Source organism: Pseudomonas sp. IPO3778, assembly GCF_013386825.1.
GTDB lineage: Bacteria > Pseudomonadota > Gammaproteobacteria > Pseudomonadales > Pseudomonadaceae > Aquipseudomonas.
In genome coordinates, this window is the sequence record NZ_JACARC010000045.1 from 1 (window position 1) to 15,213 (window position 15,213).

At 61.9% G+C, this 15,213-nt stretch carries 12 protein-coding genes; 11 read left to right on the top strand and 1 reads right to left on the bottom strand.

Annotated elements, in window-relative coordinates:
* Nucleotides 1-187 precede the first annotated feature (187 nt).
* The 7 genes from HX855_RS24140 (at nt 188) to HX855_RS24170 (ending at nt 6,169) form a co-directional block, all read left to right on the top strand.
* Nucleotides 188-769: an alpha/beta hydrolase gene (locus HX855_RS24140; protein ID WP_177089773.1), complete on the top strand. Its 582-nt coding sequence runs from the start codon at nt 188-190 to the stop codon at nt 767-769.
* Nucleotides 770-818: 49 nt separating this feature from the next.
* Entirely contained in the window at nt 819-1,745 is a 927-nt protein-coding gene (locus HX855_RS24145) for a sigma 54-interacting transcriptional regulator (protein ID WP_177089772.1), read from the top strand.
* Between the two features lie 149 nt (nt 1,746-1,894).
* Nucleotides 1,895-2,677: a MetQ/NlpA family ABC transporter substrate-binding protein gene (locus HX855_RS24150; RefSeq protein ID WP_063033612.1), complete on the top strand. Its 783-nt coding sequence runs from the start codon at nt 1,895-1,897 to the stop codon at nt 2,675-2,677.
* Between the two features lie 559 nt (nt 2,678-3,236).
* Nucleotides 3,237-3,902 carry an amino acid ABC transporter permease gene (locus HX855_RS24155; protein WP_177089771.1) on the top strand — a complete coding sequence of 222 codons (666 nt, stop codon included), beginning with the start codon at nt 3,237-3,239 and terminating at the stop codon, nt 3,900-3,902.
* Entirely contained in the window at nt 3,883-4,542 is a 660-nt protein-coding gene (locus HX855_RS24160; protein WP_177089770.1) for an amino acid ABC transporter permease, read from the top strand. The genes HX855_RS24155 and HX855_RS24160 overlap by 20 nt, the downstream gene beginning before the upstream one ends.
* Nucleotides 4,539-5,315, top strand: coding sequence for an amino acid ABC transporter ATP-binding protein (locus HX855_RS24165; RefSeq protein ID WP_177089769.1), 777 nt, complete (start codon nt 4,539-4,541; stop codon nt 5,313-5,315). The genes HX855_RS24160 and HX855_RS24165 overlap by 4 nt, the downstream gene beginning before the upstream one ends.
* Nucleotides 5,312-6,169 (top strand): transporter substrate-binding domain-containing protein, encoded by an 858-nt coding sequence (locus HX855_RS24170; RefSeq protein WP_177089768.1) that lies wholly within the window; start codon nt 5,312-5,314, stop codon nt 6,167-6,169. The genes HX855_RS24165 and HX855_RS24170 overlap by 4 nt, the downstream gene beginning before the upstream one ends.
* A 176-nt stretch (nt 6,170-6,345) precedes the next feature.
* Here HX855_RS24170 and HX855_RS24175 read toward each other — a convergent pair whose 3' ends face one another.
* Nucleotides 6,346-7,506 (bottom strand): AAA family ATPase, encoded by a 1,161-nt coding sequence (locus HX855_RS24175; protein ID WP_177089767.1) that lies wholly within the window; start codon nt 7,504-7,506, stop codon nt 6,346-6,348.
* Between the two features lie 122 nt (nt 7,507-7,628).
* Here HX855_RS24175 and HX855_RS24180 point away from each other — a divergent pair, with 122 nt between their 5' ends.
* The 4 genes from HX855_RS24180 (at nt 7,629) to HX855_RS24195 (ending at nt 15,152) form a co-directional block, all read left to right on the top strand.
* Nucleotides 7,629-8,732 (top strand): efflux RND transporter periplasmic adaptor subunit, encoded by a 1,104-nt coding sequence (locus tag HX855_RS24180; protein ID WP_177089766.1) that lies wholly within the window; start codon nt 7,629-7,631, stop codon nt 8,730-8,732.
* Complete coding sequence (locus HX855_RS24185) at nt 8,729-9,799, top strand: efflux RND transporter periplasmic adaptor subunit (RefSeq protein ID WP_177089765.1); 1,071 nt, start codon at nt 8,729-8,731, stop codon at nt 9,797-9,799. Before HX855_RS24180 ends, HX855_RS24185 begins: the two co-directional genes overlap by 4 nt.
* Nucleotides 9,796-12,849, top strand: coding sequence for an efflux RND transporter permease subunit (locus HX855_RS24190; protein ID WP_177089764.1), 3,054 nt, complete (start codon nt 9,796-9,798; stop codon nt 12,847-12,849). The genes HX855_RS24185 and HX855_RS24190 overlap by 4 nt, the downstream gene beginning before the upstream one ends.
* Nucleotides 12,850-12,968: 119 nt before the next feature.
* Nucleotides 12,969-15,152 (top strand): glycoside hydrolase, encoded by a 2,184-nt coding sequence (locus HX855_RS24195; protein ID WP_177089763.1) that lies wholly within the window; start codon nt 12,969-12,971, stop codon nt 15,150-15,152.
* The last annotated feature ends 61 nt before the right edge of the window (nt 15,153-15,213 follow it).

Sequence of the window (15,213 nt, forward strand, 5' to 3'; positions counted from 1 at the left end):
CGTAAGGGCGGAACCCTAAGTCGCCGTTACCTAAATAACGGATATGCACCCCCAACCCCCTAAATCCCCACAAACACCTCCCCAACAACCATTTTGGTTATTAATAAATAGCTTCTTATTCCTTAACGAATATATACCCGGTGCCTATACTGACCCACAACGTTAAACGCTGCAGGAGGGCACACCCATGCACAGCGAGTCGATTCGTTATCTGATCGTGCCGGGCTGGCAAGGATCGCCAGAAGATCATTGGCAAAGTCACTGGCAGAACAGCCTGCCCAACAGCGCGCGCGTGGAGCAGGCCGACTGGCTCACCCCACGTCGCGAAGACTGGGTAGCAGCACTGGCCGAAGCCATTGCCGCCGACAGCACCCCGGTGATTCTGATTGCCCATAGCCTGGGCTGCATCACCGTCGCCCACTGGGCAGCCACCGCACCGGTGCAGTTTCTCCGCCAGGTACGCGGCGCCCTGCTAGTGGCCCCGGCCGATGTCGAACGCCCCGCCTGCGCCCCCGCCCTGCGTAATTTTGCCCCCATCCCCAGCGACCTGCTGCCGTTCCCAAGCCAGGTCGTCAGCTCCGACAACGACAGCGCCGTCAGCGCCACGCGGGCCCTGGAACTGGCCCGTCACTGGGGCGCCGAAGCAGGAATTCTCGCAGGGGCCGGGCACATCAACGTGAAGTCCGGCCATCACCGCTGGGAACAGGGCTTCGCCTACCTCTATCGCCTGCAAAATCGCCTGGAACACCACTCCCGGCGCCGTGCATAAAATTTTTTAGACGCCCCTTCCCCTTCGTGGACAGGGGCGGGAGCCTGCCATGAGCCTGCATGAAACCTTCGGCCAGCCGCTGCTGACCTTCCCCGACGCCGAAAAAAGCCCCCTGAGCATCCGTGCCAAGGCGCTGGTGTTTGTCGACCCGCGTTCGCGCCAATTGCGTGAAGACCTCGAAAGCCTCGCCCCCCGCGCCTTGCCCGTGCTGATCCGGGGTGAAACCGGCAGCGGCAAGGAGTTGCTCGCACGGCATATCCACCGGGGCAGTGACCGCACCGGGTTATTTGTCTCGGTCAATTGCGGCGCCATCAGCCCGACATACGCCGATGCCGAATTGTTCGGCTATGCCGCCGGCGCCCACAGCGGTGCGGCCAGCAGCCGTGCCGGCTGGTTTGGTTCGGCCAATGGCGGCACGTTGTACCTGGATGAAATCGGTGATTTGCCATTGCCGATCCAGGTCAAGCTGCTGGCGGCGCTGGAAAACCACGAAGTCACCCGCGTCGGCGCCCATCAGCCGAGCCCGGTGGATGTGCGGTTGGTGGCGGCCACCAGCATCGACCTCGCCCAGGCCGTAACGGCGGGCAAGTTTCACGAGCGCCTGTTCCATTACCTCAGCGAAGGCCAGTTGGAGCTGCCGGCCCTGCGCGAGCGGGTGGGCGACATCCTGTCACTGGCCGAGTATTTCCTCGGCATCTACAGCCAGCGCCTCGACCTGCCGGTGCCGCTGATCAGCGACGACGCCCAGCGCGTGCTGGAGCATCACAGTTGGCCGGGGAACACGCGGGAGTTGGAGAACGTGATTCACTTTGCCCTGCTGGTCAGCAGTGGCGACGAGATTTTGCCGGAGCACTTGAACCTGCCGCTGCCGTCGGTGACGCAGATCGAGCACCAGGTACGGCAGGTCCTCAGCAACGGCACCGAGGCCGAGCGCGGCGCGCTGAAGCGTCTACTGGAAGGGCTGGGGTCCGTATGAACAAAATGGAATATCACCGTGAATAAAAAGTATTGTTCTGGAATAAAAAATCTCGGTATCGTCCGCTTCACGCCGCGATAGCACTTCGCTGGCACCCCACTAAAAAAGCGGCCGTCAGAGACGACCCGGATTTTCGATAAGGACACTGCATGAAAAAGGTTCTGTTGTTTACCGCATTGGCGGCTGCTCTCACTGCCAGCTTTGCCCAGGCCAACGAGAAACTGGTGGTAGCGGCGACCCCGATCCCCCACGCCGAGATCCTGGAGCTGGTCAAGCCGACCTTGGCCAAGGAAGGCGTGGACCTGGAAATCAAAGTCTTCACCGACTACGTACAGCCGAACGTACAGGTGGCCGAGAAGCGTCTGGACGCCAACTACTTCCAGACCCTGCCGTACCTGGAAAACTTCAACAAGGGTAAAGGCACCAACCTGGTCACCGTGGTCGGCGTGCACGTTGAGCCCTTCGGCGGTTACTCGAAGAAGATCAAAAACATCTCTGAGCTCAAAGATGGCGCCACCGTTGCCATCCCGAACGAAGGCAGCAACTCCGGCCGTGCCCTGTTGCTGCTGCAAAAGGCGGGCGTGATCACCCTGAAAGATCCGACCAACGCCCTGGCCACGCCGAAAGACATCGCCAGCAACCCGAAAAACCTGAAATTCAAAGAGCTGGAATCGGCGCTGCTGCCACGGGTACTGGACCAGGTTGACCTGGACCTGATCAACACCAACTACGCCCTGGAAGCCGGCCTGAACCCGGCCAAGGACGCGCTGATCATTGAAGACGCCAAGTCGCCGTACGTGAATTTCCTGGTTGCCCGTCCGGACAACAAGGACAGCGACGCCATCCAGAAGCTGGCCAAAGCCCTGACCAGCCCTGAAGTGAAAGCCTTCATCGAGAAGAAATACAACGGCGCTGTCGTGCCGGCGTTCTGATCGAGCCCCAAAACCTCCTTCAAGGTTTAAACGCCGACGGCTTCTACAGCGTCGGCGTTTTTTATGGTTGGAATGCGGTCAAAACTGTGGGAGCTGGCTTGCCTGCGATAGCGGTGCATCAGTCACCCCATTGATATCTGACACAACGCTATCGCAGGCAAGCCAGCTCCCACACTGGATCGGTGTCGGCTTAAAGATTCCGGCTGTTAATGGCCCTGCGCAGCGCCATCAGCCACTTCACCAGTTCCTGCGGATCAATCGGTTTTTCCTCGGTCATCGCTCATTCCCTCGCCTGTTGATTGGCCGTCAGTCTGGCCACGCGCTGCCCATCCCTGAAGTGCAGCCCCGATAAAAAGAACCTTCCTACTTCCCCTGGCAACAGTAGCTGTCATCTGCGTGCACCGCGAATCCGCAGGTTATCTATTTGGGTGATATCAATATGCTATTTCGGTATTTAAATTTTACTTTTTATGCCTTTAAAGTCGGCGCTACTCAGCGTTACCCACGTTGAACCGGACCGCACCACCGCCGCATTATCCTGTGGCGTCAGGGATTTCAGATGACCTTCGATTACGCATTTATCCTCAGCACACTGCCGGCGTTTCTCAAGGCCGTGGGCGTGACCTTGCAAGTCGGCCTGATCGCCATCGGCACCTCCCTGTTGGTGGCCTTGATCAACGCTGCGCTGCTGGTGTTTCGCACGCCCTACGTGTGGCGCCTGGTGGCGTTGTACGTTGAGCTGGCGCGCAACACGCCGCTGCTGATCCAGTTGTTTTTCGTCTACTTCGCGTTGCCGGCCCTGGGGGTGAATATCTCCGGGTTCTGGGCGGCAATCATCACCATGACGTTTCTCGGCGGCGCTTACCTGACCGAAGTGCTGCGCGCGGGTGTGGAGGCGGTGCCGCTGGCACAGATCGAGTCGGGCAAGTCCATCGGCCTGTCCCACTGGCAACTGCTGCGCCATGTGATCCTGCCCCAGGCCGGGATCCTCAGCCTGCCGGCGCTGTTTGCGAACTTCATTTTCCTCCTGAAGGAAACCACCATCGTGTCGGCGGTGGCGGTGCCGGAGATTCTCTACACCACCAAAAGCTACATTGCCCTCTACTACAAAACCTACGAAATGCTCGCGGTGCTGACGCTGATCTGCGTGCTGTTATTCCTGCCGCTGTCGCTGCTGCTCAGCCGCCTTGAAAGGAGGCTCCAGCATGGCCAGTTCGGGTCTTGAATTACTCTGGGTGTCGTTGCCGCAACTGGGCAAGGGCGCTGCGCAAACCCTGTCGATCTCATTTCTGAGCATCGCCTTCAGTACCGTCGGCGGTGTGTTGTACGGCGTGTTGCGCACGCTGAACTCGAAAACCATCAACCTGATGCTGCGGGTTTACCTGGAGCTGTTCCGCGCCATCCCGGTGTTGGTGTGGCTGTATTTGCTGTTCTTCGGCCTGCCGATTTTCTTTGGCCTGAGCATCCCGAGCTTCTGGTGCGCGGTGCTGGTGTTGTCACTGTGGGGCGCCAGTGAAGTCGGCGAAGTGGTGCGCGGTGCCTTGCATTCGCTGCCACGGGGCCAGCGCGAAGCCGGCCTGTCGATTGGCCTGTCGGACCCGCAGCTGTACGGCTACGTGCTACTGCCCCAGGCCCTGAAGCGCATGACCCCGCCGACCATCAACGTCTACACGCGCATCATCAAGACCAGCTCCCTGGCGGTGCTGATCGGTGTGGTGGACGTGATCAAGGTCGGCCAGCAAATCATCGAGCGCACCTACGAGTCGGTGTTGATCTACGGCGCGCTGTTCCTGTTTTTCTTCTTTATCTGCTACCCGTTGTCGGCCGCCTCCAAGGTGCTGGAACGGCGCTGGGCCCAAGCATGAGCGCATTGATCGAGTTCCAGGGTTTCAACAAATACTTCGGCGAGCAGCAGGTGCTCAAGGGCATCGACCTGAGCGTGCAAAGCGGCGAAGTGGTGGTGATCCTCGGCCCCAGCGGCTGCGGCAAAAGCACGCTGCTGCGGTGCCTCAATGGCCTGGAAGTGGCCCACAGCGGCAGCCTGCGGTTTGCCGGCAAGGAGCTGCTGGACAAGGCCACCGACTGGCGCCAGGTACGCCAGGATGTGGGCATGGTGTTCCAGAGTTATCACCTGTTCCCGCACATGAGCGTGCTCGACAACCTCTTGCTCGGCCCGCTGAAAGTGCAAAAACGCGAACCCCGCGAAGCCCGTGCCCAAGCCGAAAAACTGCTGGAACGGGTGGGCCTTTCGGACAAACGCGACGCCTACCCGCGCCAACTCTCGGGCGGCCAGCAGCAACGCATCGCCATCGTCCGTTCGTTGTGCATGAACCCGCAGGTCATGCTGTTTGACGAAGTCACCGCCGCCCTCGACCCGGAAATGGTCAAGGAAGTGCTGGAGGTGATCCAGGGCCTGGCCCGGGACGGCATGACCCTGCTGATCGTCACCCATGAAATGGCCTTCGCCCGCGCGGTCGCCGACCGCGTGGTGTTTATGGAGGCCGGTCGCATCCTCGAACACAACACCCCCGAGGCATTCTTTACGAACCCGCAAACCGCACGCGCGCAGCAGTTCCTGGAGAAGTTCTCCTTCGTTTCAACACTGCCCAAAAGAACCAAGGAACTGGAGCTGATATGAAAACTGCCAAGTTGTTACTGCCATTGCTCGCCGTCGCATTGCTGGCCGGGTGCGATAAGAAGGCCGAAGAGTCGGCAAAACCCGCCGCCGCCGTGAGCTACATCGACAAGATCAAGGCGCGGGACAAGCTGATCGTCGGCGTGTTTACCGACAAGCCGCCGTTTGGTTTTGTGGATGAAGCCGGCCGCTACGTGGGCTTTGATACCGACATAGGCCGTCGTTTTGCCAAGGACCTGCTGGGGGACGAGAACAAGGTCGAATTTGTTGCCGTGGAACCGGCGAGCCGCATTCCGTTCCTGCAAAGCGACAAGGTCGACCTGATCCTCGCCAACATGACCGTGACGCCTGAGCGCAAGGAAGCGGTGGACTTTACCAACCCCAACCTGAAAGTGGCGGTGCAGGCGCTGGTACCGCAAGACAGTTCGGTGAAAAGCCTGGACGACCTGGCCACCCGCACCACCATCGTCACCACCGGCACCACCGCTGACATCTGGCTGACCAAGAACCACCCGGACTGGAAACTGCTGAAGTTCGAGAAAAACTCCGAGTCGCTGCAAGCATTGTCGGCGGGCCGTGGCGATGCGTATGCCCAGGACAACCTGGTGCTGTTCAGCTGGGCCAAGCAGAACCCGGGCTACCGTGTGCTGGAGCAGAAACTGGGGGATGAAGCGCCGATTGCGCCGGCGGTGAAGAAGGGCAACCTCGAACTGCGGGATTGGGTGAATGCCGAACTGGCGAAGCTGGGCGAGGAGAAATATTTGCTCAAGCTGTATGACCAGTATGTGCGCAAGGAACTGAGCGATGACACCAAGCCGGAAAGCGTGATTGTTGAAGGCGGGAAGTGGCAGGGCTAACCCGTAAATGATCGTTCCCACGCTCCGCGTGGGAATGCCGCCTTGGACGCTCTGCGTCTGCTGTTGGGACGCGGAGCGTCCCGGTATGCATTCCCACGCAGAGCGTGGGAACGATCATTAAACTCGGTCGAATGTGGGAGCGGGCTTGCTCGCGAAGAGGCCCTGACAGGCGCCGCCTAGCTCGGCCAATGCCACGCCGGCTCATCCAGCACCCGCTGCCCCACCACCTGGGTCTGCCCCATCACCTTCTCCAGCACAATCGAATTACACCCTTCATCCTGCTGCAACGCCGCAATCAAGCGGCTGGCATGGGACACCACCCACACCTGACACTGCTGTGACACCTGGATGATCAACCGTGCCAAGGCCGGCAACAGGTCCGGGTGCAAACTGGTTTCCGGCTCGTTCAGCACCATCATCGTCGGCGGCCTCGGTGTCAGCAGCGCCGCCACCAGCAACAAATAACGCAAGGTCCCGTCTGACAGTTCCGCCGCCGACAACGGCCGCAGCAACCCTTCCTGATAAAACTCGATGGCAAAGCGACCACCCTGCAATGGCGTGATGTTCAACCGCGCGCCAGGAAACGCATCGCTGATCGCCCGCTGCAAAGCCTCGGGGTCGCCGATCTCGCGGATGGTCTGCAACGCCGCCGCCAGGTCCCGGCCGTCGTGATGCAACACCGGTGTGCGCGTGCCCAGTTGCGGCTGGCGCACCGGGGCGTCGACGTCGCTGCGAAAGTGGTCATAAAAGCGCCAGCCGCGAATACTCTCCCGCAACAACAGCACCTCCGGCGAACCCCGCAGGCTGCCGACCTGATCGAACAGGCTGTGGTAGTTCGGCGTGTGCTGGGCCAGTACATCCCAGGCGCGGCCTTCGCGAGCGCGCACCATTGGCCCGGAGCGTTGTACCAACAGGCTCGCCGGGCGGTACACGTGGCCGGCCCAGATGCATTCCTTCTTGATCTCCGGGTCCAGGGAGAAATAGGACTCGCCGGGCTCCGGCAAACCCAGGGAGATCGCGTAGCTGAAATCTTCCCCGGCAAACCCCAGGCGCAAGCGCTTGGCACCCTTGGGCGCGGTCGCTTCCACCGCCACCTCGCCACTGAGCATGCGCCGGCTGATGGTTTCCGGCCCGGCCCAGAAGGTCGAGTCCAACCCGCCCTCACGGGCCAGGGCGTTGATCACGCCGCCCTGGGCCGTCTCCGCCAGCAGTCGCAGGGCGCGGTAAAGGTTGGACTTGCCGCTGCCATTGGGGCCGGTGATCAGGTTCAACCGATCCAGGGGCACCACTAATTTGTTGATGGAGCGGTAATTGGCTACCGCGAGGGTCTTGAGCATGGGAAAAATTATCGGCGTGGGAACCCTTGGAGTATGGGATTCTCCATGCAGATAAGGAACCCTGTTCTAAGCTCACAGTCGCATAGACACTGGCACGTCGGCATCACGCAAAAGGAGCCTGCATGGGCGGTCCCACCTCGACATTTATCCTCGGCCTTGGCCTGCTGGCGCTGCTGAGTGGCTGCGGCCAGGAAAAACCCGAACCCAAGGAACATTCCCGGGTGTTCGTGCTGACCGTGAAACCCACAGACTTTGCCGCCGCCGTCACCTTGACCGGTGACATCCAGGCGCGGGTGCAGACGGACCTGTCATTCCGCGTTGGCGGCAAGATCATCCAGCGCATGGTGGATGTCGGTGACCGGGTCAGTGCCAAGCAGGTGCTGGCCAAGCTCGACCCGAAAGATTTGCAGACCAATGTCGATTCCGCCCAGGCCCAGGTGGTCGCCGAACAGGCACGGGTCAAACAGACCGCCGCCGCCTTCGTGCGCCAGGAAAAACTCCTGCCCAAGGGCTACACCAGCCGCAGCGAATACGACGCCGCCCAGGCCGCGCTGCGCAGCAGTCAGAGCGCGCTGACCGCCGCCCAGGCGCAGTTGGCCAACGCCCGCGAGCAGTTGGGCTACACCTCGCTGATCGCCGACGCGCCGGGCATCATCACCGCCCGCCAGGCCGAGGTGGGCCAGGTGGTGCAAGCCACCGTGCCGATTTTCAGCCTGGCCCGGGATGGCGAGCGGGACGCGGTGTTCAACGTCTATGAGTCGCTGCTGGTGGAGCCGCCACCGGACAAACCGATCACCGTCAGCCTGCTGGATAATCCGCAGATTACCGCCGTGGGCAAGGTCCGCGAAGTCACCCCGGCCGTGGCCGCGAATACCGGCACGGTGCAAGTCAAAATCGCCCTCGACGCGCTGCCCAAGGGCATGCAATTGGGTTCGGTGGTCAGCGCCACGGCCAACGGTCCGGCCAAGGCCAGCATTGAATTGCCGTGGGCTGCCCTGACCAAAGACATCAGCGCGCCGGCGGTGTGGTTGGTGGACGCTGACGGCAAGGCGCAACTGCACAAGGTCACGGTCGCGCGCTACCTCACCGGCAAAGTGATCATCAGCGACGGCCTCAAGGGTGGCGAAAAAGTCGTGGTGGCCGGTGGGCAATTGCTGCACCCCGGCATGATCGTGGAAATCGCCCAGCCGCCGGATCAGGCCCAGGCCCAGGGAGTGCAGCCATGAAGCGCCTGACAGTTTTACTCGCCGCCAGCCTGTGGTTGGTGGCGTGCTCCAAGGAAGAACCGGCGCCGGAACCGGTGCGCCCGGTGTTGTCGATTGAAGTGAAGTCCGAAGACCAGGAAAACCTCGGCCGCTTCGCCGGTACCATCCAGGCCCGCTACGAAAGCAACCTGGGTTTCCGTGTGCCCGGCCGCATCGCCCGCCGCGCGGTGGACGTGGGCGCTGAGGTGGAGCAGGGCGCGTTGCTGGCCGTGCTCGACCCCACCGACCAACAGAACCAGTTGCGCGCCGCCCAGGGTGACCTGGCCCGGGTGCAGGCCCAGTGGATCAACGCCCAGGCCAACGCACGCCGCCAGCAAGAGCTGTTCAACCGTGGCGTCGGCGCCCAGGCCCAACTGGACATCGCCCAGACCGACCTGAAAACCACCCAAGCGTCCCTCGACCAGGCCAGGGCTTCGGTCAACCAGGCCAAGGACCAGCTCAACTACGCCGAACTGCGCACCGATCACGCGGGCATTGTCACCGCGTGGAATGCCGAGGCCGGCCAGGTGGTTGCGGCCGGGCAGCAAGTGGTGACCCTGGCGCGTCCCGACATCAAGGAAGCCGTTATCGATTTGCCCGCCGGCCTCGCCGAGCGCCTGCCGCCGGATGTGGTGTTCCTGGTGGCCGGGCAGATGGACCCGAACGTCAGCACCACCGCCACCGTGCGCGAGATCGAACCCCAGGCCCAAAGCGCCACCCGCACCCGCCGTGCGCGCCTGACCCTGGCCGAGACGCCCCCCGCGTTTCGCCTCGGCACCGCCATCAGCGTCACCCTCAGTTCGGCCATCGCCCCCCGCATCGAGCTGCCCCTGACGGCCTTGCAGGAAGCGGACGGCAAAACCCGCATCTGGGTGATCGACCCCCAAAGCCAGACCGTGCAGCCGCGCGATGTCACCCTCGTCAGCCGTGACGCCGACAGCGCCTTGCTCAACGCCGGCGTCAAACCCGGCGAGCGCGTGGTCAGTGCCGGCGTGAACAGCCTGAAACCCGGGCAAAAAGTCAAAATCGACGAGGACAGCCCGCGATGAAAGGGAGCTTCAACTTATCCGACTGGGCCCTCAAGCATCAGTCCTTCGTCTGGTACCTGATGTTCGTCGCGCTGCTGATGGGCGTGTTCTCGTACATGAACCTGGGCCGCGAGGAAGACCCCTCGTTCACCATCAAGACCATGGTGATCCAGACCCGCTGGCCCGGCGCGACCCAGGAAGAAACCCTCAAGCAGGTCACCGACCGCATCGAGAAAAAACTCGAAGAGCTGGACTCCCTCGACTACGTGAAAAGCTACACCCGGCCCGGTGAGTCCACGGTGTTTGTGTTCCTCAAGGACACCACCAGCGCCAAGGCCATTCCTGAGATCTGGTACCAGGTCCGCAAGAAGATCGACGACATCCGCGGCAGCTTTCCCCAAGGCTTGCAGGGGCCGGCGTTCAACGACGAGTTCGGTGATGTCTTCGGCTCCATCTACGCCTTTACCGCCGATGGCCTGTCGATGCGCCAGTTGCGTGATTATGTGGAGCAGGCGCGCGCCGAGATCCGTTCGGTGCCGGGGCTGGGCAAGGTCGAGATGATCGGCCAGCAGGACGAAGTGATTTACCTGAATTTCTCCACCCGCAAACTCGCAGCCCTGGGGATTGATCAGCGCCAGGTGGTGCAGAGCCTGCAATCGCAGAACGCGGTGACGCCCGCCGGGGTGATCGAGGCGGGGCCGGAGCGGATTTCGGTGCGCACCTCCGGGCAATTCGCCTCGGAGAAGGACCTGGCCAACGTTAACCTGCGGCTCAATGACCGGTTCTATCGCTTGGCCGACGTGGCGGAAATCACCCGTGGCTATGTCGACCCGTCGACGCCGATGTTCCGCTTCAACGGCAAGCCCGCCATCGGTTTGGCCATCGCCATGCAGAAGGGCGGCAACATCCAGGACTTCGGCAAGGCCCTGCACACACGCATGGACGAGCTGACCGCCGACCTGCCGGTGGGTGTGGGTGTGCACAAGGTTTCCGATCAGGCGGAAGTGGTGGAAGAGGCCGTCGGCGGCTTCACCAGCGCGCTATTTGAAGCGGTGATCATCGTGCTGGTGGTGAGCTTTATCAGCCTTGGCGTGCGCGCCGGGTTGGTGGTGGCCTGTTCGATTCCCCTGGTGCTGGCGCTGGTGTTTGTGTTCATGGAATACAGCGGCATCACCATGCAGCGGGTGTCGCTGGGCGCCTTGATCATCGCCCTCGGCCTGTTGGTGGACGATGCAATGATCACCGTGGAGATGATGATCACCCGCCTGGAAAAAGGCGAAACCAAGGAACAGGCGGCGACGTTCGCCTACACCTCCACGGCGTTCCCGATGTTGACCGGCACGCTGGTGACCGTCGCCGGGTTTGTGCCGATCGGCCTCAATGCCAGCTCGGCGGGTGAATACACCTTCACCTTGTTCGCGGTGATTGCCGTGGCGATGCTGGTGTCGTGGGTGGTCGCGGTGTTGTTCGCGCCGGTGCTCGGCGTGCATATCCTCAGCAGCAAGGTCAAACCTCACAGCGCCGAGCCGGGCCGCGTGGGGCGGGCGTTCAATGGCGGCATGCTCTGGGCCATGCGCAATCGCTGGTGGGCCATCGGCATTACCGTATTGCTGTTCGTAGCCTCGGTGTTTTCCATGCAGTTTGTGCAGAACCAGTTTTTCCCGTCTTCGGACCGTCCGGAAATCCTCGTCGACCTCAACCTGCCGCAAAACGCCTCGATCAATGAAACCCGCAAGGCCGTCGACCGCTTTGAAGCCATCATCAAAGACGACCCCGACATCGCCCGCTGGAGCACCTACATCGGCCAGGGCGCAATCCGTTTCTATCTGCCTCTGGACCAGCAACTGGAGAACCCGTACTACGCGCAGTTGGTGATTGTCAGCAAAGGCCTGAAAGAACGCGGCGCGTTGATTGCCCGCCTGCAAAAACGCCTGCGGGAAGATTTTGTGGGCGTGGGCAGCTTTGTGCAGCCACTGGAAATGGGCCCGCCGGTGGGGCGTCCGATCCAGTACCGGGTGTCTGGCAAGGACATCGACCAGGTGCGCAAACACGCGATCGAACTGGCGACCATGCTGGATAAAAATACCCATATGGGCGAGATCATCTACGACTGGAACGAGCCGGGCAAAGTCCTGCGGGTGGACATCGCCCAGGACAAGGCGCGGCAATTGGGGCTGTCGTCGGAAGATGTGGCGCAGTTGATGAACAGCGTGGTCAGTGGCGCGTCGGTGACCCAGGTGCATGACGATATCTACCTGATCAACGTGGTCGGCCGTGCCGAAGATGCCGAGCGCGGTACGCCGGAAACCTTGCAGAACCTGCAGATCGTCACGCCCAACGGCACCTCGATTCCGCTGCTGGCATTCGCCACCGTGCGCTATGAACTTGAACAGCCGCTGGTGTGGCGACGCGACCGCAAGCCGACCATCACCATCAAGGCGGCAGTGCGCGACGACATGCAGCCGACCGACCTGGTGAAACAGCTCAAGCCGGAAATCGACCAGTTCAACGCCGCATTGCCGGTGGGTTACAAGGTCGCTACCGGCGGCACCGTGGAAGAAAGCGGCAAGGCCCAGGGCCCGATTGCCAAAGTGGTGCCGCTGATGCTGTTCTTGATGGCGACCTTCCTGATGATCCAGCTGCACAGCGTGCAGAAGATGTTCCTGGTGGCCAGCGTTGCGCCGCTGGGGTTGATTGGCGTGGTGTTGGCGCTGATTCCCACGGGCACGCCCATGGGCTTTGTGGCGATCCTGGGGATCCTTGCATTGATCGGCATCATCATCCGCAACTCGGTGATCCTGGTGACGCAGATCGACGCCTACGAACGCGACGGCTATACGCCGTGGGACGCGGTGGTGGAAGCCACCGAGCACCGGCGCCGGCCAATCCTGCTGACCGCAGCGGCGGCCAGCCTGGGCATGATCCCCATCGCCCGGGAAGTGTTCTGGGGGCCAATGGCCTATGCGATGATCGGCGGCATTATCATTGCGACGTTGCTGACGCTGCTGTTTTTGCCGGCGCTGTATGTGGCCTGGTACAAGATTCGCGAGCCGAAGAAAGACCAAGCCTGACAGCCAGTGCGATGACATTCCTACATGGACGTGGGAATGTTCCCTGAAACATTTTTTGCCCTTGGCTCCCGGTCAATTGTTTTACCCTCCGGGCCTGATCCTTTGCCAAGGCTTGGCCCATGCCTTATTTCCTGCTGGTTTGTACCTTGTTGCTGTCGCCCGTGGCCCTTGCCGGCACGGTGCTGGAGAACGCCCTGTGGCGCGTTGAGCTGGACCCGGCGACTCTCGCGATCCATGTCACTCCCCGCGACAAGACCGCCGTCCAGGCTTCAGGCGGTGTCCCTGCGCACAGGGTCAACCCGCTCTCCCAAAGCGCCAGTCAGGCCAGTTGGCAATGGGACGATGGCGCCTATCGCCTGAGCGCCACCCTCGATCAGCGGGATCTCGCTCTGACAATCACTGCCCGTGATGCCGGTGAGCTGCCGATCCTCCAGCAACCCGCCAGTGCCATGGGCAAGGGCCTGATCTGGCCCCTGGCCGAAGGGCACTACGTGCCGGCGGGCAGTGCCGTGTGGCAAAAATTCCTGCTGGAACAGGGCGACGTCAACACCACCCAAGACCTCAGCCTGCCGCTGTGGGGGGTGGACCACGGCACGTTCACCCTCAACTGGCTGATGACCAATCCCTATAACAATCGCCTGCATTGGCAGGCTGACGGCAAAGGGCTGGCGTTGTCCGCTGCCCATGAATTCACCACGCTGGACCCCGCCGCGCCGATGACCCTGCTGTTGCACCTGGGCGAAAGCGACCCGCTGGCCGGTGCCAAGCGTTATCGCCAATGGCTGGTGGCACAGGGGCGTTATGAACCGTTGGCGGACAAGCTGCGGCAAACCCCTGAAGCGGAAAAACTGCTGGGGGCCAGCCATCTCTACCTGTGGGGCAATGATCTTCTGGGCCCGGGCGATGTGCGCGATTGGCCGCAACTGCTCAAGCTTTTACGCAGCGGCAAAGGGCTGGCGGCTGAATTGAATGGCCTGCTCGACAAGGAAGCGGCCCATGTTCGGCAGGTCAAGCAGCCCTATGAACAAGGCGTACTCCTGCGGGGCCTGAACGCCGCAATAAACAAAAAAGCCCGGCAGGGTTGGCAGCCCGCCACCGAGCCCGACATGATCCAACTCGCCGAGGGTTATGGTGCATTGCGCAGTGAGTTGGCCGTGGCCTTTGCCGGTGCCTTGAGCGCCACGCCCGAGACCTGGGGCAACACCTTGTCGGTCACCCGCGCGCTGAAAGACGCGGGTCTTAAACGCCTGCTGGTGACCCAGGGCGAAGGCTGGGAAGGCGGGCTCTGGCACCCTGAAGCGGTCAAGGCCGGGGTCGACGCCGGTTACTTGATGGCGCCCTACGACTCTTATGAAACGGCGTTGTCCGCCACCGAAAATCCCGACTGGACCACCGCCCACCTGGGTAGCAAGGCCTACGGCGAGTGCGCGATTGTGTTGAAGGGCGGCCAATTGAAGACCGGCTTCCAGAAGTCTGGCCACTACACCGACCCGCGTTGTGTGCGGCCGTTGCTGGAAGCGCGAATCAAGGCCGTGCAAGCCAAGTCCGGGTTCAATGCCTGGTTCCTTGATGCCTATGCCACCAGCATGTTGTTCGACAGCTATCGCCCGGGTGCGAGCCTGACCCAGGCACAGAATGCCGAAGGCAACATCGACGCTTCGCGCTGGATCAGTACGGTGCTCAAGCTGCCGGCAGGGTCCGAGGACGGCAACGCGATTACTGCGCAGGGCATCCTGTTTGCCCACGGCATGCAAACGCCAGTGCTGGGCTGGGGAGACAAGGAGATGACCCAGGACAAGCAGTCGCCGTATTACGTGGGCGCCTGGTACCCGCCGGAACAGCCGGCGGTGTTCTTCAAGTCAGTGCCGTTGAAGGAACCGTTTCGTACGGTCTACTTTGACCCGGCGATGCGCCTGCCGCTGTACCAGGCGGTGTTCCACGGCTCGGTGATCACCACGCACCATTGGCTGTTCGACAGCCTGAAGCTGAGCAATGTGCGGCGGGAGAACGAGCTGACGCAACTGCTGTACAACGTGCCGCCGCTGTATCACTTGAGTGCGGCGACGGTGAAGCAGCGTTTGCCGTTGATTCAACGTCAGGATGAATTTTTCCGCCCGCTGCATGAGCGGTTGGCGACTCAGGCCATGACGGATTTCCGCTGGTTGACGGCAGACAGGCAGGTGCAGCAGACCACGTTTGCGGATGGGACGCGGTTGGTGGCGAATTTTGCTGAGGGCAGTATCACGGCGTTTGTGCCGGGTGCGCAGGCGGTGGTGTATCAGGTGGATCAGGGGGGGCTGTGAATCCATCGCAGGCAAGCCAGCTCCCACATTTGACCGCGTTGCCAGCGCTTGCACCGATCAA

Coding starts and splice junctions, on each gene's coding strand:
- HX855_RS24175 (WP_177089767.1), bottom strand. CDS start 7,506: ATGCTCAAGACCCTCGCGGTAGCCAATTACCGCTCCATCAACAAATTA.
- HX855_RS24160 (WP_177089770.1), top strand. CDS start 3,883: ATGGCCAGTTCGGGTCTTGAATTACTCTGGGTGTCGTTGCCGCAACTG.
- HX855_RS24190 (WP_177089764.1), top strand. CDS start 9,796: ATGAAAGGGAGCTTCAACTTATCCGACTGGGCCCTCAAGCATCAGTCC.
- HX855_RS24185 (WP_177089765.1), top strand. CDS start 8,729: ATGAAGCGCCTGACAGTTTTACTCGCCGCCAGCCTGTGGTTGGTGGCG.
- HX855_RS24150 (WP_063033612.1), top strand. CDS start 1,895: ATGAAAAAGGTTCTGTTGTTTACCGCATTGGCGGCTGCTCTCACTGCC.
- HX855_RS24170 (WP_177089768.1), top strand. CDS start 5,312: ATGAAAACTGCCAAGTTGTTACTGCCATTGCTCGCCGTCGCATTGCTG.
- HX855_RS24180 (WP_177089766.1), top strand. CDS start 7,629: ATGGGCGGTCCCACCTCGACATTTATCCTCGGCCTTGGCCTGCTGGCG.
- HX855_RS24195 (WP_177089763.1), top strand. CDS start 12,969: ATGCCTTATTTCCTGCTGGTTTGTACCTTGTTGCTGTCGCCCGTGGCC.
- HX855_RS24140 (WP_177089773.1), top strand. CDS start 188: ATGCACAGCGAGTCGATTCGTTATCTGATCGTGCCGGGCTGGCAAGGA.
- HX855_RS24145 (WP_177089772.1), top strand. CDS start 819: ATGAGCCTGCATGAAACCTTCGGCCAGCCGCTGCTGACCTTCCCCGAC.
- HX855_RS24155 (WP_177089771.1), top strand. CDS start 3,237: ATGACCTTCGATTACGCATTTATCCTCAGCACACTGCCGGCGTTTCTC.
- HX855_RS24165 (WP_177089769.1), top strand. CDS start 4,539: ATGAGCGCATTGATCGAGTTCCAGGGTTTCAACAAATACTTCGGCGAG.